The organism is Rhodohalobacter sp. 8-1 (genome assembly GCF_038150125.1).
Lineage (GTDB): Bacteria > Bacteroidota > Rhodothermia > Balneolales > Balneolaceae > SW132.
The window spans coordinates 32615-50833 of record NZ_JBBVMF010000014.1 but is presented as its reverse complement, the minus strand read 5'-3'; the positions used below and the strand labels follow the sequence as shown (position 1 = coordinate 50833).

The following is an 18219-nucleotide window of genomic DNA, read 5'->3' as shown; positions in this document are numbered from 1 at the left end:
GTAACATGAATAGTTAGCCATATTTTAATGATGGCAGACTTTAAAAAAATTTTAGCACAATCCATATAAATTAGATTAAATCCATTAGAAAATGAATCACACTATCAAAAGAATATGCCTAATCATGGGCTCTGTTATGCTAGTTTTCTTTTCATTTATTGCTTGTAATGATGATAACTCCATTTCCGGGCCAAATGAAAACTTGGACGTTGTTGAGACAATGCAAGATTCAGGTGAATTTTCAACATTATTATCAATAGCAACAGATCTTGGTCTTGTTGAAACTCTCAGAAATAATGAATTAACAGCATTTGCACCAACAGATGCAGCCTTTGATGCACTCCCGGATGGACTACTAGAGGACCTCACAGATGAACAGCTAACAGAAATCATAACCTATCATTTGGTTAATGGGACTGTAGGATCTACCCAGATTGATACATTGCAAGAAGATGGAACTCGAATAGGCGAGTCGATTGGAACTCTTCAAGGCGAGTCGATTTATATTCGGAACACTGGGAGTAGCGTTATCGTAAATGGAACTGCTTCAGTTGCCTTAGGTGATTTATCAGCAACTAATGGTGTCGTGCATGCCGTCAATGAAGTTTTACTTCCTGATGCATATGGAACTGTCGTGGATAATGCTGTGAAACGATTTGATTTATCAACATTGGTGGGATTATTGACTGATCAGGGGCTTGTATCAACATTAGCAGACACAGACTCAGAATTTACTGTATTTGCTCCTACGAATGCAGCTTTTTCAGCAATCAGATCAACACTTGGAGTTTTTACTGATGAACAAGTGGATAGTACACTTCTCTACCATGTTCTAGATTCTGCGGTTCTATCGTCTCAATTATCTGCCTCACAATCAGTAGCTACCTTAAATGATGGCGAAGAAATACTTATCGAAGTTTCCGAAGGTGTTGTAACAATCAACGGCAGTGCTACTGTGAAAGTCGCTGATGTTAACAGCACTAATGGAGTGATTCATATCATTGATGAAGTGCTGATACCCGAAGCTCTAAAAGATATACAACCACCCGCAGATGCAAACCCAATTGTTGGTGAGTGGTCCGTAGACCCTACTCCAGGCTCTCTCGCTGTTGGCCCATCACCAGATAACTTAACCTGGTATTCCATAACATCCTCAGAAATTGCAGAAAGAGGTTGTTTTTATGACGACCTCTATGTCTTTAATAGCGATGGCTCTTTTGAGAATCAGATGCAAGACGAAACATGGGTTGAAGCATGGCAAGAAGGCGTTGAAGCTGACGGATGTGCTGCACCAGTTCCACCTCATGATGGATCAACGGTAGGTACATGGGAAGTTGATGGTTCCAGTGTTACTATTTCCGGTGAAGGTCTGTTCTTAGGCCTTGCAAAAGTACACAACGACGGTGAAAATGGTGACCCAGCCAATGACACGATTACTTATCAATATTCATTGTCAGAAGACGAAAGTATGCTTGAAGTTACTATCCAAGGGTGGTTAGCAGATGTCCCTGACGCTACATGGTACTTTAGGTTTGTAAGGCAATAAAATTGTAATTCACACATTTTATTTCTTATTAAAGAAGCCGGCTTTTATTGCCGGCTTTTTTATTTTTAACCATATTATTGTCAGATAATAAGTGTGATTCTAATTTCGAACGAATCATGGTTTTTAGATATTAAACTAGCGTTGAACACGTTGCAATTTCCGCATATAGAAATGAAGTATCACGCTTACTTGAAAGAATTATCTTCTGCAGTTTTTATAGGAATGGTTTTTCTACTGTCTGGTTGCTCGGGCGAATCAGGGCATAAGAATTCACTATTCAGAGAAATAGACCCTGTAGAGTCAGGTGTAGATTTTGCAAATGTGCTTTCCCCAACCGAAGAGTTCAACATGTATCTCTTCAGAAATTTTTATAATGGTGGAGGTATAGCTGTTGGTGATGTTACAGGTGACGGTCTGCCGGATCTGTTCTTTACTGGTAACATGGTTTCAAATCGACTATATGAAAATCTGGGTGGTTTTAAATTTCAAGATATTACTGATCAGGCCGGTTTGAATTCAGACGGATACTGGTCAACAGGAGTAAGTTTTGCCGATGTAAATTCAGACGGTCATCTTGACATTTTTGTTGCTCTTTCCGGTCCTCCGTCTAATAATGATGGCAGGCATAATCGTCTTTACATAAACAATGGTGATAAAACATTTTCAGAACAATCAGAGGCGTGGGGAATTGCTGATGAAAGTCTGGCAACTCACGGTGTTTTCTTCGATTATAACTCAGATGGCAGACCTGACTTATACCTCATTAGTAATTCGACTGAAGAGATTGCCGGGTTTAGTAATGCTTCGTCCGACTTACGTACTCAACCAGGCGGAGCAGGGTCCAGTAAACTTTATAGAAATGATGGGTCTGAATTCACTGATGTGACATCCGATGCCGGTATTTATAATAGCGTTATTGGATTTGGCCTAAGCGCAACAGCATCAGATGTGAATCGTGACGGTTATACAGATTTATATGTAGCAAACGACTTTATTGAAAGAGACTATCTCTATATAAACAATGGTGATGGCACGTTTACAGAGAAATTGGATGAAGCCATTCGAAGTTTAAGCTCCAGTTCTATGGGATCTGATATAGCTGATATCAACAATGATGGATGGCCGGAAATATATGTTTCTGATATGCTCCCGGCAACAGAAGATCGCTTAAAGTCAAAAATGCAGATTGATTCATGGGATGATTATCGCAATTTATTTAGCCGTGGTTTTCACCATAAATTTACAAGAAACACCCTTCAGCTTAATAGGGGGGATGAGGAATTTTCCGAAATTGGCAGGCTTGCCAATGTATATGCTACCGATTGGAGCTGGGCAGTTTTGATGGCTGATTATGACCTGAGTGGCAACAATGATATTTATGTTGCAAACGGAATCTATAAAGATCTCCTTGACCAGGATTATATTGATATTATCGCTAACCCAAGAAACATTCAGCAGCGTATTATGGCGGGAGAAGATAATGTGATCATGAATTTAATGAATGAAATGAGCTCTGTGCCTGTATCGGATTATATTTTTTCAAATGAAGGGAATCTGCAATTTGCCGACAGCACGAGCAGCTGGGGATTAGACGCCCCGGGATTTTCCAGCGGCGCGGCGTGGGCCGACCTTGACGGCGACGGAGCGCTGGATTTGGTGGTTAGCCAGGTGAACGGCCCCGCCCGTATCTACCGCAACCGTGCAGCGGAACGCCACCCGGAGCGCACCTGGCTACAGGTTGATCTTGAAGGTGAGGCGCCCAACACGCAGGCGATCGGAGCACAGCTCCAGGTGTGGGGCGGCACAGACGGCTACTGGTATCGCGAGCACTACTTGCAGCGGGGCTTCCAGTCGAGCGTGCAGCCGGGGCTTCACGTGGGCCTTGGCGAGACCGCCAGCATCGACTCGCTGGTCCTTCGCTGGCCCGACGGGCGCACCAGCCGCCTGACTGCTGTTGACGCACCTGCCCGGATTACCCTGCGGCAGTCGGAGGCGACCCATGCGCCCGCCCCGCCGCCACCGCCAGCCACCATGCCGGGTGATTTCTCGCCCCAGGACCTGCAAGAGTCCGGATCCGCCGGCTGGCGGAGTAGGTCCTGGCAGAGTCCGGGTTCTGAGCCTGTTCCTTCCGACTCTGGCAGGAGTGCAGAGGAGCACACTCTGCCAGATCGGGAAGCCAGGGACCTCCAAGCGTCGAGCGGCAGCGAGACCTTGAAGCGTTCGGAGACGGGAATCACAACGCCAGACTCTGGCAGGAACGCAAACGAGCGTACTCTGCCAGGTCTTCTGCACCCGGAGCAACTCCCGCCAATAACCAACTGGTCGCACCAGCGCTACCCCTACAGCGACTTCGACCGCGAGCGGCTGCTGCTGCACATGCGCTCGACCGAAGGGCCGGCCCTGTGCACCGGTGATGTGAACGGCGACGGCCTGGAGGATGTCTTTGCCGGCGGGGCGCGTGGTCAGGCCGGCGTGCTGTGGGCGCAGGGCAGTGGCGGGGCATTCAGCCCGCATCAGCCGGAGCTGTTTGCCGCAGACGCCGGCAGCGAGGATATCGACTGCGCGATGTTTGACGCCACCGGCGACGGGACCGACGACCTGTATGTGGTGAGCGGGGGGAACTCCTATTCGACCAGCTCGTCGCTGCTGGCCGACCGGATGTACGTGTCGAACAGCGAGGGCGGGCTGAGCAAATCCCCGCAGCTGCTGCCCACCACCCGGGGATATGATTCGGGCTCGGTGGTGGCCCCGCACGATTTTACGGGCAACGGAATTCCGGACCTGTTTGTGGGCACGCGGCTGCGATCGTTTGCCGTCGGCCTGCCGGCCAACGGCTACCTTCTGGCTGGCAACGGCGACGGCACCTTCAGCGACGTGACCGAGGCCTGGGCACCCGGGCTGCTGGAAGCGGGCATGATCACCGATGCGCTGTGGGCCGACCTGACGGGCGACGGGTCAGACGAACTGGTTATTACGGGCGAGTGGATGCCGGTGCAGGTGTTTGCCAACACCGGGGAGATGCTGGAGGAAATTACCGCCAACCTGGGCCTGGCGACTACCCATGGCTGGTGGAACGCGGTGGCGGCCAGTGATGTGAACGGCGACGGACGACTGGACCTGATCGGGGGGAACCACGGGCAAAACTCCATTTTTAAAGCAAGTCATGACCACCCGGTTAAGATGTGGGCGGGCGACTTTGCCGGCAACGGGATGATCCAGCAGATTCTGAGCTATCCGAAAGAGGGCACCGACTACCCGGTGGCACTGCGCCACGACCTGATTGCCGAGATTCCGCGGCTGGCAGAAAAATACCCTGACTATGCCAGCTACGGAGGGCAGTCGGTGCAGCAGATCTTTTCAGAAGGAGAGCTGAGCAATGCATTGGAACTGCAGGCCACCGAGCTGCGAAGCATGATCTTTTGGAACGAGGGGGGAGGCTTCAGGGGCGAGCCGCTGCCGGTGAGGGCACAGCTGGCACCGATGTATGGGATTCACACCGGGGATCTGACAGGCGATGGCCGCCCGGAAATCCTGATGGGCGGGAACCTGTATGCGGTAAAACCCCAGGCGGGCCCGTACGATGCCTCAGAAGGGGTGGTGATTGGATACAAAAACGAGAAGCTGGGAAGTTATCCCCCGCAACTAAGCGGGTTTGAAATTGATGGTGAAATCCGACAAATAGCGTCGTTAACTGTCAATGGGAGCCGGTATTTTATCATTGCGATGTACGATGATAATCTTGTGATTCGTTCACAAAGCAATAATCATCTTGAATGACTGAATATTCTATTCCATTATTGCAGGGCTCAAACTGTTAGTGGCTTTTGGATCAGAATGAATTCCAAATAATTCAGGGTTCATGTTGGTTGATAATCATCTATTGACTGTAGTTTTAAAAGGTAAATTAAAAATATCGTATATGAGATTTGGTGTATTTATTTTCACAGTATTTGTGTTTTCAATTCTCTTATTTGGGTGTTCAAATAAATCTGAATACGAAAGAAAAGTTCAGGAAGGGCTTAATTCAGAAAAAGAAGTGAATGAGATATTTCTTGGCTACGAATTTGGTATGTCACGAGAAGAATTTCTTGAATCAAGCTGGGAAATGAATCAGCAGCAAATTATTTCAGGCGGGGTAAATATTGTTTATCTGCTGGAAGATCTGAAAAGTACTGTAAGTCTTGAGTTCTATCCGCAGTTTCAAAATGGTGTGATTTCAAAAATGCCCGTGAGCGCATCCTATATCTCCTGGTCTCCCTGGAATGAACAATATAATGCAGATGAACTGTTGAAAGACCTGAAAGTCTATTATGAAGAGTTCTACTCAACTACATTTAGCCAGGTTGATGTCCCCGGCATCGAAACTACGCCCTGGATAAGTATTGAAGGAAATCGTGAAATTCGTATGTACAAAAAATCGGTAAATACTGTACAGATTGACTTCATTGATATCTCAAAAGCCTACCGGAATTAAAAAGCGTTATGAGTTATATGTCAGATAGTAAACTTTCGCTTCTTGTGCTGATCTTTGGACTCACGATATTTATATCATCCTGTTCAGAATCAAACCGGTCAACTCTTTTTGAAACCCTGGGCCCTGCTCAAACGAATATCAGCTTTGAAAACAACCTTCTATTCCAGGAAGAGTTCAATATTTATACCTATCGCAATTTTTATGATGGCGGAGGTGTTGCTGTCGGCGATCTGTCGGGTGATGGCCTTCCGGATATCTATTTTGTGAATAACATGGGGGAGAATCGTCTTTACTTTAACCGGGGTGATTTTCAGTTCGAAGATGTAACAGATCAAGCCGGTGTTGCCGGAAACGGAGATTGGTCAACCGGGGTAAGTTTGGCAGATATCAACGGAAATGGCCTTCTCGATATTTATGTGTCCAATTCGGGAATGTCTGAAAATCGGCGAAATGAACTGTTTATCAATAATGGTGATGGTATGTTTACGGAATCTGCCAAAGAGTACGGTATTGATGACAACGGGTATTCCATCCAGGCAACATTTTTTGATTATAACGGCGACGGTCTGATTGATCTCTATCTTCTCAATAATGCAAATGAGCCCATTACCAATTTTGAGATATCTGAAGAACTGAGAGAAGTCAGGGATTCTTTGGGCGGTGACCGTTTATACAAAAACACCGGCGATGGTTTTACAGATGTATCTGAAGAGGTTGGTATTTACAGCAGCATTACCGGGTTTGGGTTGAGCGTAACCGTATCTGATGTAGATAGAAACGGATATACAGATCTATTTGTAGCCAACGATTTCTTTGAACGCGACTTTTTGTACAAGAATACAGGCAATGGTCTTTTGACGGAAAGTATTGATGATCAGGTTATGCGAAGCATGAGCGCAGCCTCTATGGGTGCCGATATCGCAGATATAAACAACGATGGATGGCCTGACATTTATGTCCTTGATATGCTTCCGGATGATGATGCCAGAACGAAGACGGTAACTACGTTTGAAGGGTATGAAAGATATCAAAATAAAACGGACTGGGGCTACGGTCACCAGATGACAAGAAACGTACTGAATCTCAATCAGGGAGATTTTTCGTTTCGGGAGATAAGCCGATATGCCGATATACACTCAACGGATTGGAGCTGGGCTGCATTGATATCGGATTTTGACCTAAACGGACACAACGACATATTTGTGACAAACGGGTTGGTACATGATATTACAGATCTTGATTATTTGGAAGATTTACGATCACCGGACCGAATGAGATCTTTGAAAAATGAAAACCAGGACGATTTTCAAGCATTTATTGATATCATCCCTTCAAATCCGCTATCCAATTTTCTTTTCTCAAATGAAGGTGATCTTGAGTTTAGCGACCAAACTAAAAACTGGGGGCTGGACGCCCCGGGATTTTCCAGCGGGGCGGCATGGGCGGATCTTGACGGCGACGGAGCGCTGGACCTGGTGGTCAGCCAGGTGAATGGCCCGGCCCGTATCTATCGCAACCGTGCGGGCGAGCTTTACTCTGAGCGAACCTGGCTCCAGGTGGAGCTTGACGGAGAGGCACCCAACACTCAAGGCATTGGGGCACAGCTTCAGGTGTGGGCCGGCGAAGACGGCTACTGGTACCGCGAGCATTTTCTCCAGCGGGGCTTTCAGTCGAGCGTGCAGCCCGGCCTGCACGTGGGCCTTGGCGAGACAGCCAGCATCGACTCGCTGGTTCTCCGCTGGCCCGACGGACGCACCAGCCGCATGACTGCTGTTGACGCACCTGCCCGGATTACCCTGCGGCAGTCCGGGGCAACAGATCAGCCCGCTCCGCCACCGCCTCCGGCCACCATGCCGGGCGATTTCAAGGCCAAGGACCTGCAAGAGTCCGCGAGGACCTGGCAGAGTCCGGAGAACGGCCCCATCACGCCAGACTCTGGCAGGAACGCAACAGAGCGTACTCTGCCAGGTCAATCAGGCCAGGACCTCCAAGCGTCGAGCGGGAGCGAGACCTTGAAGCGACCGGAGCAAACCGAGAACCTTCAAGCGTCCGACAGGTCCTTGAAGCGTTCGGAGACGGGCTTCACAACGTCCGACGCTGACAGGAGTGCAAATGCGCACACGCTGTCAGGTCTTCCGCTGCTTCAACCGGCAGATCTCCCGGGCCTCTCCGATTGGTCCCACGAGCGCTACTCCTACAGCGACTTCGACCGCGAGCGGCTGCTGCTGCACATGCGCTCGACCGAAGGGCCAGCCCTCTGTACCGGCGATGTGAACGGCGACGGGCGGGATGATGTGTACACCGGCGGTGCTCGTGATCAGGCGGGCACGCTGTGGACGCAAAACAAAGAGGGAGCCTTCAGTCCGCACCAACCGGAGCTGTTTGCCGCGGACACCGGCAGCGAGGATATCGACTGCGCGATGTTTGATGCCACCGGCGACGGGACCGACGACCTGTATGTGGTCAGCGGCGGGAACTCCTACTCGACCAGCTCGTCGCTGCTGGCCGACCGGATGTATATCTCGAATGGCCGGGGCGAACTCAGTAAATCCCCGCAGCTGCTGCCCACGCCCCGTCGGTATGACGCGGGCTCAGTGGTCGCCCCGCATGATTTTACCGGTGACGGGATTCCGGATCTGTTTGTGGGCACACGGCTTCTCCCGTTTGCCGTCGGCCTGCCGGCCAATGGCTACCTGCTGGCGGGCAACGGCGATGGCACCTTCAGCGACGTGACCGAAGAGTGGGCGCCCGGACTGCTGGAAGCAGGGATGATCACCGATGCGCTTTGGGCCGACCTGACGGGCGACGGGGCAGACGAACTGGTGATTGTAGGGGAGTGGATGCCGGTGCGTGTGTTTGCCAACACCGGGGAATCCCTGGAAGAGATCACAACCGACCTGGGCCTCGACGATACTCACGGCTGGTGGAACGCGGTGGCTGCCGGCGATGTGAACGGCGACGGGCGACTGGATCTGGTAGGAGGCAACCACGGACAAAATTCTATTTTTAAAGCAAGTGATGACCACCCGGTTAAGATGTGGGCGGGTGACTTTGCCGGCAACGGGATGATCCAGCAGATCCTGAGCTATCCCAAAGAGGGCGTCGACTACCCGGTGGCGCTGCGCCACGATTTGATTGCCGAGATTCCCCGGCTGGCCGAAAAATACCCTGACTATGCCAGCTACGGCGGTCAGTCGGTACAGCAGATATTTTCAGAAGAGGAGCTGTCTGGCGCCCTGAAACTCCGGGCCACAGAGCTGCGCAGCATGATCTTCTGGAACGAGGAGGGAGGGTTTCGTGGGGAGCCGCTGCCGGTGCGGGCGCAGCTGGCGCCAATGTACGGCGTGCACCTGACCGATCTAACCGGCGACGGGGCCGATGAGATCCTGATGGGCGGGAACCTGTATGAGGTGAAACCCCAGGCTGGCCCGTATGATGCAAGTCGCGGAGTGGTTGTTGGTTACCTGAATGGCGAGTTAGGCACATACACCTCTCAACAAAGCGGGGTGAAAATTAACGGGCAAATACGAACTATTCAGTCGTTTGACGGAGACCGTGGAAGGCAGAAAATTATAATAGCTCGATATAATAATTCTCCTGTTATTCTTCAGATTGATATAAATTGAAGGGTTTTTAAAAAGGAAGGTTCGTACAGATACTCTTTTTAAGATAGGACCCATATTACATTCCAAGCTAAGCTTTCTCCTGTGATGGAATCACTCGTTTAGAATCCCTTGAAAAAATCAAAAAGATTCTGAAAGAGAGGAGGTTTGAAATCGGTACACTATGAAAGTTTGCAGAACTGATCTCACGGATTCGTACTGAAATTTGAAAAGTCAAGTGTAATCAACCCGTAGAAATAACCGATTAAACGCCGCTAAACGCGCTAAATCCTCCATCAACAGGGATCACAGTACCCGTCACAAACGTGGATGCACTACTGCAAAGCCAAATGGCTGTTCCGATTAGTTCCTCAGCTTCTCCAAATCGCTTCATCGGGGTATTGTCTATAATAGTTTGTCCGCGCGCGGTTAAGCTGCCGTCTGGCTTTAGCAATAGATCCCGGTTTTGTGTACCGATAAAAAAGCCGGGTGCAATCGCATTTACCCGAATACCATCACCATATTTCAGTGCTGTTTCAATGGCCAGCGACCGGGTAAAATTATCGACAGCAGATTTAGCGGCCGAATAGCCCATCACCCTCGTTATTGCCTGTTGTGCCGCCATTGACGATATGTTTATAATCACACCTTCTTTTTTATTGATCATCGATTCGGCAAAAATCTTTGATGGGAGGTATGTTCCTTTGAAGTTTAGATCTATAACTTTTTCAAGGGCTTCATCATCCATATCCAAAAAAGTTTGATCCGGATTGATGGTGGCGCCCGGCATATTTCCTCCGGCTGCATTGATCAGAATATCAACTGTATCCCAATGGTCCGTGATTTTCTTATTCGCTTTTTTGACAGATTGTTTATCAAGTACATCTGCAACGAGGGCAACAGCTTCTCCGCCATTTGCCTTAATTTTATCAACCTGCTGTTTTACCGTTTTCTCTGTGCGGCCAAGTATACCAACCCGAGCACCGGCAGCCGCAAGTCCGTCACTCATAGCTCCCCCTAAAACACCATTTCCACCGGTTATGACCGCTACTTTTCCAGTTAAATCAAATAAATTATTCATGAGATGAAATTAGAATTCAGTTTGTAAGTAGTTGTGCAATTAAAATATAGCTATGAAGCCATAATATCAGATCTGATCATCAATTCTTTGAATGACTCAAAATCCAAACAAACGAGGCAGCCACAGACTGATTTCAGGGAAATATGTGACCAGCATCAACGACACGATCATCGCGATAAACAGGGGCATAAGAGGTTTGATAACTTTTACAATAGTTGTGTTGGCTATCCCCACGCCAATGAAGAGTACGGAACCTACTGGCGGCGTGCAGAGCCCAATGCATAAATTTAAAATCATGATAATGCCAAAGTGAGTGGGGTCAATTCCCAGTTCTGTGACAATAGGCAAAAAGATTGGCGTAAAAATGAGTACGGCAGGCGTCATGTCCATAAATACACCCACGAAAAGCAGGATGAAATTAATCATCAAGAGAAGAATTATTTTATTGTCACTCAGGGAAAGCAGCGTCTCAGTTACAGTAACAGGAATATCTTCGTAAGACATCACCCATGACATACCGATTGATGTGGCAATAAGCAGCATTACAATGGCGGTTGTATTGACCGATTGAAGAAAAATGTCGGGCAGATTCTTTACCCGAAGTTCTCTGTATATAAATCCAAGAATCAGGGTGTAAACCACAGCTATGGCCGATGCTTCTGTGGCCGTAAAGATTCCTGCGATGATTCCCCCAATAACTATGATTAGAAGAAACAAGGAAGGGATAGCGTCAATAAAACTTCTGAAGAGCTCTTTGAATTCGGTTCGTTCACCGACCGGAAACCCCTTTCTTTTCGCCCAAACACCGGCTACCGTCATTAACATCAGTCCTGTGAGAATACCGGGCAAATAGCCGGCAAGGAAAAGAGCTGCAATAGAAACGCCGCCACTGGCGAGGGAATAGATAATCAAAATGTTAGAGGGAGGAATCAACAGCCCGGTTGTTGATGACGTTATATTGACGGCCGCACCAAACTCTCTTGTGTAGCCCTCTTCTTCCATTTTCGGCCCTAAAATTGTGCCGATAGCAGACGCAGCCGCCACAGAGGAACCGGCGATTGCGCCGAACAACATCGCAGCAACAATATTTACGTGAGCGAGGCCACCTGGTAGTGATCCCATCATATTCTTCGCAAGTTTAATTAGCCTGTGAGCCAAGCCTCCGCTATTAATTAACTGGCCGGCAAGAATGAAAAATGGGATCGCAAGGAGTGTGAAACTGTCAAGTCCTGTTGCCATTCGCTGGGCAAGCGTTGTAAATGCAGGTATTGTCTCGATGCTTACTACAAGAGTAAAGAGGCTGGATAGTCCAATACTCCACGCTATTGGCACGCCGATTCCCAATAGAATAATGAAGCTTATAATAAGTACCAGTATTTCTGTTATTCCCATAGTAAGCCGAAAGATTGTAGTGTTTAGAAATTATTCAACAGTTTTCGAGCCGGGAGATTTATCCATTTTAAGGTTCATTATATCCAATACCTTATAATAGATTATAAGCAAACCGCTGATCGGCAGAATAGAGTACACATAAGCCAGGGGGATTTGAAGCGATGCAGATGCTTGATCCAGTGTAAAGGTGATATAAACAAGTCTTGAACCGCCAATAATCATAACAAAAAGCGCGAAAACCATTATAAACAGACTGATGACTACATTGAGGCGATAATTGGCTTTTCCACTTAATTTCTCGGGAAGCAGATCAATGGCCAGGTGCATTTTTTGACCTGAAATGTATGCAGCTCCAAGGGTGCCGATCCATATTAACAGATAGCGGGCCAGCTCGTCGGTAAAATCACTTGCTTCACCCATGATATACCGGGTGAATACCTGCCATACCACACTTAATAGCATCAAAGCCATTAAAAAGGCAAGAAAGTGACCAATATAGATGTCAGATTTTTCTTTTAATGTCATGAATATGTTTGTAATAACTTATTCTATTGAAGATTTTGAATCTGTTCTACCAGCTTATAAATGTCGGGTTCATTTTGTTTGAATTGCTCATATATCGCCCTGGTTGCTTCAATAAAAGGTTTTTTATCAGGGTAAATAATTTCAACACCGGCTTTCTGAACCGTCTCAAGGGCTTCTGTTTCGGCATCAAGCCATAGTTGTTTTTGGAATACAGCTGATGAATCTGCTGATTCCTGTAGCCATTGTTGCTCCTGAGTATTCAAGTTATCCCAAACTTCTGTACCGATAATGACCACATCGGGGAGCATGGTATGTTCATCCAGGCTGTAGTATTTTGCCACTTCATAGTGGCGCGAGGTTAAAAATGAAGGAGGATTATTTTCAGCTCCGTCAACAACGCCCTGTTGAAGGGCTGTATAGAGTTCGCCAAACGAGATTGGAGTGGGCGACCCGCCTAATTCTCGCATCATGTTTACAGCCATCTGGCTCTGCATTACCCGAATGTTCATGCCTTGCAGATCATCCGGAGTTTTTATAGGCCGATCAATAGTATAAAAACTGCGTTTACCTGCATCGTAATAGGTGAGGCCTCTCAGCCAATAAGGTTCACCCGCCAGAAGAAGCTGCTGTCCGATCTCTCCCATAAGTACCGACTCGATATGTTCTTCATCACCAAACAGGTAAGGAAGACCGAAGACTCGCATTTCGGGCACGAAGTTTTCAAGGGCACCGGACGATATTTTTGTCATACCTACGCTGCCGATCTGTACCAGTTCAAGAAGTTCACGTTCAGAGCCAAGTTGCTGATTGGGGTAGACTTTTATTCGCATCTTTCCATCTGACTTTTCATCTGCCAAGTCAGCCATAAAAATCATTGCCTCATGTACGGGATGCGAAGTGCTAAGACCATGTGCGAGACGAATCGTCGTGGTATCTGTCAGCTTTTCGCAGGCAGCCAGTGAAATAAGAAGAGCAGGTAGAACAAGCAGAATTAATACCTTCAGAGGTGATCTACTTTTTGAATCTTTTAATAATTTGAAGTGTGTTTTGCACATGATTCTCCAGGCCTTCAAAATCCTCATTATTCAAAAATTCTTTTGTTACCAATTTTGATCCCATCCCCACACACGTCACTCCTGCATCAAACCAAGCTTTCAAATTTTCTTTATCAGCTGTTACACCCCCGGTTGGCATGATGGATGTCCAGGGACAGGGTGCTTTTATAGCTTTAACAAAGCCCGGCCCTAATTGGCTTCCAGGAAATACTTTTACAATTTCAGCTCCGAGTTCTTCAGCACGTGCAATTTCAGCCAGCGAACCACATCCGGGGGACCATAATACTTTACGGCGATTACACACAAGACCGATATCTTCGCGAAGAACAGGGGTTACTACAAAATTTGCTCCAAGTTGCATATACAGTGAAGCTGTTCCTGCATCGGTTACAGAGCCCACGCCGAGTATCATCTCAGGGAGATTGTTTTCTGCATAGATATTCAGCTCTCTGAATACTTCATGGGCGTAATCGCCCCGGTTAGTAAACTCCAGCAGGCGTGCTCCACCATTGTAGCAGGACGTGAGAACTTTTTTAGAAAGCTCCAAATCATCATGATAAAATAGAGGCACCAAACCAGACCGGTTCATTTCAAGTACAACTTCAATTCGAGTAAATCTTGCCATGGTTTATCGTGGTTTAAAAGTTTAACGGTAAATATTATGTGTTGGCCGGAAAAAAAATTTGATTGTTCAATCGATTACACAATCACATCAAAAATTTAATAGATATCAATTAATAAATTTAAAAATGTGGATCTGATATGATCACAATTATTCTGGTAATTAATCGGCTTTTAAAGAAAACTGAATTCCTTTCTCGAGACCTTTTAATTTCGCTAATCCATCAAGTCGACCTATATAGGAATAACCCGGATTGGATTTTTTGTTGAGATCATCCATCATTTTATGTCCATGGTCCGGCCGGACCGGGATAATTCTATTTGATGATTTGAACGTACTCAGCAGGGAATGCATCACCTCAGCAACCCGGGAGCTGCCCCCGAGGTGATCAGCTTCATAAAAACTTCCATCACTCTCACGCTGTACACTTCTTAAATGAAGAAAGTGTATCCGTTCACCGAAGCGCTTTACTATACCAGGGAGGTCATTATCAGCTCTGACTCCAAATGATCCCGTGCAAAAAGTGAGTCCGTTATAGAACGAATCAATTGTACTTAAAAGCCATTTCACATCTTTTTCGGTACTTAAAATCCGTGGTAATCCAAGAATAGTGTAGGGCGGATCATCCGGATGGATACATAATTTCACTTTATTGAATTCAGCAACCGGCACAATTTCTTTGAGAAAGTGGGCTAGGTGCTTTCTTAACAGGTTTTCATCTATCGACTGGTACTCCTGTAGAGTGGCTTTGAAATCATCCAGACCGTATTCTTCGTGGCCGCCAGGCAACCCAGCTATGATATTATTCGTTAGCTGCTTTTTCTGTTGATCGTCGAGACTTTCGAAATATGTATGGGCTTCTTCTATCTGTTTCTTTGAATAATTATTTCCCGTCTTATTCCTCTCAAGCAGGTAGAGTTCGAATGCAATAAATGCAATTTGATCAAACCTGAGCCCGGTTGTTCCATCGCCAAGCGGGAATTCCAGGTCAGTCCGGGTCCAGTCAAGAACAGGCATAAAGTTGTAGCAGACCGTTTTAATATTGCAAGAAGCCAGGTTTTCAATCGATTCCTTATAATTTTCGATCCATTCTTTCCATCTGTCGCTTTGCTTTTTAATATCCTCATGAACAGGTATGCTTTCAACCACTGACCATTTCAGTCCATTGGCTTCAATCATTTTTTTATGAGTATTAATTTCTTCGACGCTCCACACCTCGCCCGGTTTCTTGTGATGAAGGGAAGACACAATACCAGTTGCCCCCGTTTGTTTAATGGTATCAAGTGTGATGGGATCATTCGGACCAAACCAGCGCCAGGTGTATTCTAAATTCATGTATAAACAATAGAGTTTTGATACAGATTGATTGCCTCATTTAAAAAAACAAAATATAAGACCTTTGTCCTTATCTGGATACACGTCCTGATGCATCGCCTTCCATCAGTTTTTTAACCTCATCCACAGTAACCTGGTTTGCATCTCCATAAATAGTATGTTTCAGGCAAGATGCTGCCACTGCAAATTCAAGAGCTTTTTGATCGTCATCTTTATACGTCAGCAGCCCATAAATTAAACCGGCCATAAAAGAATCTCCTCCGCCAACCCGGTCAACGATATGTGTTATTTGATAGGTTGGAGCTTCCAGAAAATCGTCTCCATTGTACAGCACACCCGACCATGAATTGTGAGATGCACTTATCGATCCGCGCAGTGTGGTGATGACTTTTTTAGCGCGTGGAAATTTTTCCATCAATTGTTTACACACGGATAGGTAGGCCTGGCTGTCCATAGAGTCACCCTGGGTTACATCTACATTCTCTGGATGGATGCCAAAATGTTTTTCGGCGTCTTCTTCATTTCCGAGTATAATATCACACCCCTCCACGAGATCTGGCATTACGTCGGATGGTTCCTTGCCGTATTTCCACAGTTTAGCCCGATAATTGAGATCGGTTGAAACCGTAATTCCAAGTTCATTCGCGGCTTTTATTGCTTCCAGACATACGTCAGCTGCTCCCTGAGAAATCGCTGGTGTAATACCAGTCCAGTGAAACCACTGGGCATCGTTAAAAACCTTCTCCCAGTCGATCATTCCTTTTTTTATCGTCGAGATAGCTGAATGAGATCTGTCATAAACTACTTTACTGCCACGGCTTACAGCACCGGTTTCAAGGAAGTAAATTCCAAGACGTTCTCCACCATAAATGATATGATTAGTTCCCACACCGCGTTTACGCATTTCCATTAACGCACACTGGCCGATGTCGTTATCAGGCAGACGGGTAATAAATTCTGTAGAAATTCCATAATTGGCCAGTGAAACGGAAACATTCGATTCTCCGCCACCATATATTGCATCAAAGGTGTTTGTTTGTGAAAATCTTAAAAATCCAGGAGGGGAGAGGCGAAGCATAATTTCACCCAGGGTAATTACTTTTTTCATAATGATTGATATTAAGTTTAAAATTAAAATAATTGTTTGCGTTAATGTAGCAGTTATCCGAATCGATTTCATTCAATCGATCCGAATCAAATGGCTGCTTTCCATTTTCGACAATAGCTCCAGGAGATGGTCGAAACTTATGACTGGTGATTCTGATCTGGTAATCGATATTAATAAGATTCATTATGCGTTCAAGTATATTGATTTGTGCATGTAGTGATTAAGTTATGAATAACAGATTGAATTGAGCAGAGATGTTCGATGGACACTTATATAATATAGATCATTAGAACCCTACCCCCGTTTCCGGTTAAGTAACATACTGATGATTATGTCACCTGTTTACTTAACCGATAACTTAACTTGCACAAATTAAACTTTTCTGACAAGACATTCATCAAAAGATAAGTAGTTAGTCGGGTATTCAAATCCTTTATCTGGACACCCGCCCTGAGGAATCACCTTCCATGAGTTTTTTCACTTCATCAACCGTTACTAAATTCACATCGCCAACAATCGTATGTTTCAAACAGGATGCCGCTAAGGCAAAATTTAGTGCTTTTTGATCATCATCTTTATATGTCAGTAATCCATAAATCAATGCACCCATAAAGGAATCCCCACCTCCAACACGGTCAACAATATGTGTGATTCTATATTTTGGAGATTCAAAAAAGTCATCACCATTATATAATACCCCTGACCAGTTGTTGTGGGATGCGCTGATTGTTTCCCTTCTGGTAGTAATGATTTTTCTGGCCTTTGGAAGCTGATCCATCAACTGACGGCAGACAGACAGGTATGCGTCCCGGTTCATCTCGCCCGTTTCTAATTCCTCCTTATTTTCCGGCTGAATGCCAAAATGCTGCTCTGCATCCAGCTCATTAGCCAAAATAATATCACAAGCTCGAACCATTTCCGGAAGAACTTCCGATGGGTTTTTACCGTAATTCCATAATTTCCCACGGAAATTAAAATCAACAGAGACGGTAAGATCGAGGGAGTTGGCCGCTTCGATCGCTTCTTTACACACATCTGCGGCGTTTTGAGACAATGCAGGTGTAATACCTGTCCAGTGAAACCATTCTGCCCCATCAAATACTTCCTCCCAGTCAATCATGCCTGTTTCCATGGCCGATAAGGCGGAGTGTGCACGGTCGTAAATAACTTTACCTCCGCGATGTACGGCGCCGTTTTCTAGATAGTAGACTCCTAAGCGTTCACCACCAAATTTTACATGTTTTACCCCTACACCGTGTTTTCTTAAATCATTTATAGCGGACTCACCTATATCGTTTTTGGGTACACGCGTCACCAGTTCCGTTGGGATACCAAAGTTAGACAGGGATACTACCACATTAGATTCTGCTCCCTCGAAATTTACATCAAAACTATTGGTTTGAGAAAACCGCAGATAGCCGGGAGGGGAGAGGCGAAGCATAATTTCGCCAAATGTGATTACTTTTTTCATAGTGTTGT

General features: G+C 46.3%; 12 protein-coding genes. 4 read left to right on the top strand and 8 right to left on the bottom strand.

The annotated features are described in order from the left end of the window. Positions 1 to 91 precede the first annotated feature (91 nt). From AABW11_RS13565 to AABW11_RS13550, 4 genes are all read left to right on the top strand, one after another. A complete protein-coding gene (locus tag AABW11_RS13565) occupies positions 92 to 1546 on the top strand; it encodes a fasciclin domain-containing protein (protein ID WP_340105657.1) in 1455 nt (484 codons plus the stop codon). A gap of 189 nt (positions 1547 to 1735) precedes the next feature. Beyond that, positions 1736 to 5323 (top strand): VCBS repeat-containing protein, encoded by a 3588-nt coding sequence (locus tag AABW11_RS13560; protein WP_340105656.1) that lies wholly within the window; start codon positions 1736 to 1738, stop codon positions 5321 to 5323. A 142-nt stretch (positions 5324 to 5465) separates the two neighbouring features. Continuing rightward, positions 5466 to 6020 carry a hypothetical protein gene (locus tag AABW11_RS13555; protein WP_340105655.1) on the top strand — a complete coding sequence of 185 codons (555 nt, stop codon included), beginning with the start codon at positions 5466 to 5468 and terminating at the stop codon, positions 6018 to 6020. 17 nt (positions 6021 to 6037) lie between these two features. After that, positions 6038 to 9646 carry a VCBS repeat-containing protein gene (locus AABW11_RS13550; protein ID WP_340105654.1) on the top strand — a complete coding sequence of 1203 codons (3609 nt, stop codon included), beginning with the start codon at positions 6038 to 6040 and terminating at the stop codon, positions 9644 to 9646. A 241-nt stretch (positions 9647 to 9887) separates the two neighbouring features. On the opposite strand, the gene AABW11_RS13545 is transcribed toward AABW11_RS13550, so the two are convergent. The 8 genes from AABW11_RS13545 to AABW11_RS13510 form a co-directional block, all read right to left on the bottom strand. Continuing rightward, positions 9888 to 10703, bottom strand: coding sequence for an SDR family oxidoreductase (locus tag AABW11_RS13545; protein ID WP_340105653.1), 816 nt, complete (start codon positions 10701 to 10703; stop codon positions 9888 to 9890). Positions 10704 to 10799: 96 nt separating this feature from the next. Continuing rightward, entirely contained in the window at positions 10800 to 12095 is a 1296-nt protein-coding gene (locus AABW11_RS13540) for a TRAP transporter large permease (protein ID WP_340105652.1), read from the bottom strand. A gap of 30 nt (positions 12096 to 12125) precedes the next feature. Next, positions 12126 to 12620, bottom strand: coding sequence for a TRAP transporter small permease (locus AABW11_RS13535; RefSeq protein ID WP_340105651.1), 495 nt, complete (start codon positions 12618 to 12620; stop codon positions 12126 to 12128). 23 nt (positions 12621 to 12643) lie between these two features. Then, positions 12644 to 13675: a TRAP transporter substrate-binding protein gene (locus AABW11_RS13530; protein WP_340105650.1), complete on the bottom strand. Its 1032-nt coding sequence runs from the start codon at positions 13673 to 13675 to the stop codon at positions 12644 to 12646. Then, positions 13632 to 14300, bottom strand: a complete 669-nt coding sequence (locus tag AABW11_RS13525; RefSeq protein WP_340105649.1) for a bifunctional 4-hydroxy-2-oxoglutarate aldolase/2-dehydro-3-deoxy-phosphogluconate aldolase — start codon at positions 14298 to 14300, stop codon at positions 13632 to 13634. The genes AABW11_RS13530 and AABW11_RS13525 overlap by 44 nt, the downstream gene beginning before the upstream one ends. 159 nt (positions 14301 to 14459) lie before the next feature. After that, positions 14460 to 15632 carry a mannonate dehydratase gene (gene uxuA, locus AABW11_RS13520; protein ID WP_340105648.1) on the bottom strand — a complete coding sequence of 391 codons (1173 nt, stop codon included), beginning with the start codon at positions 15630 to 15632 and terminating at the stop codon, positions 14460 to 14462. 70 nt (positions 15633 to 15702) lie between these two features. Continuing rightward, complete coding sequence (locus AABW11_RS13515) at positions 15703 to 16740, bottom strand: sugar kinase (protein WP_340105647.1); 1038 nt, start codon at positions 16738 to 16740, stop codon at positions 15703 to 15705. A 433-nt stretch (positions 16741 to 17173) separates the two neighbouring features. Next, positions 17174 to 18211, bottom strand: coding sequence for a sugar kinase (locus AABW11_RS13510; RefSeq protein ID WP_340105646.1), 1038 nt, complete (start codon positions 18209 to 18211; stop codon positions 17174 to 17176). Positions 18212 to 18219: the final 8 nt, after the last annotated feature.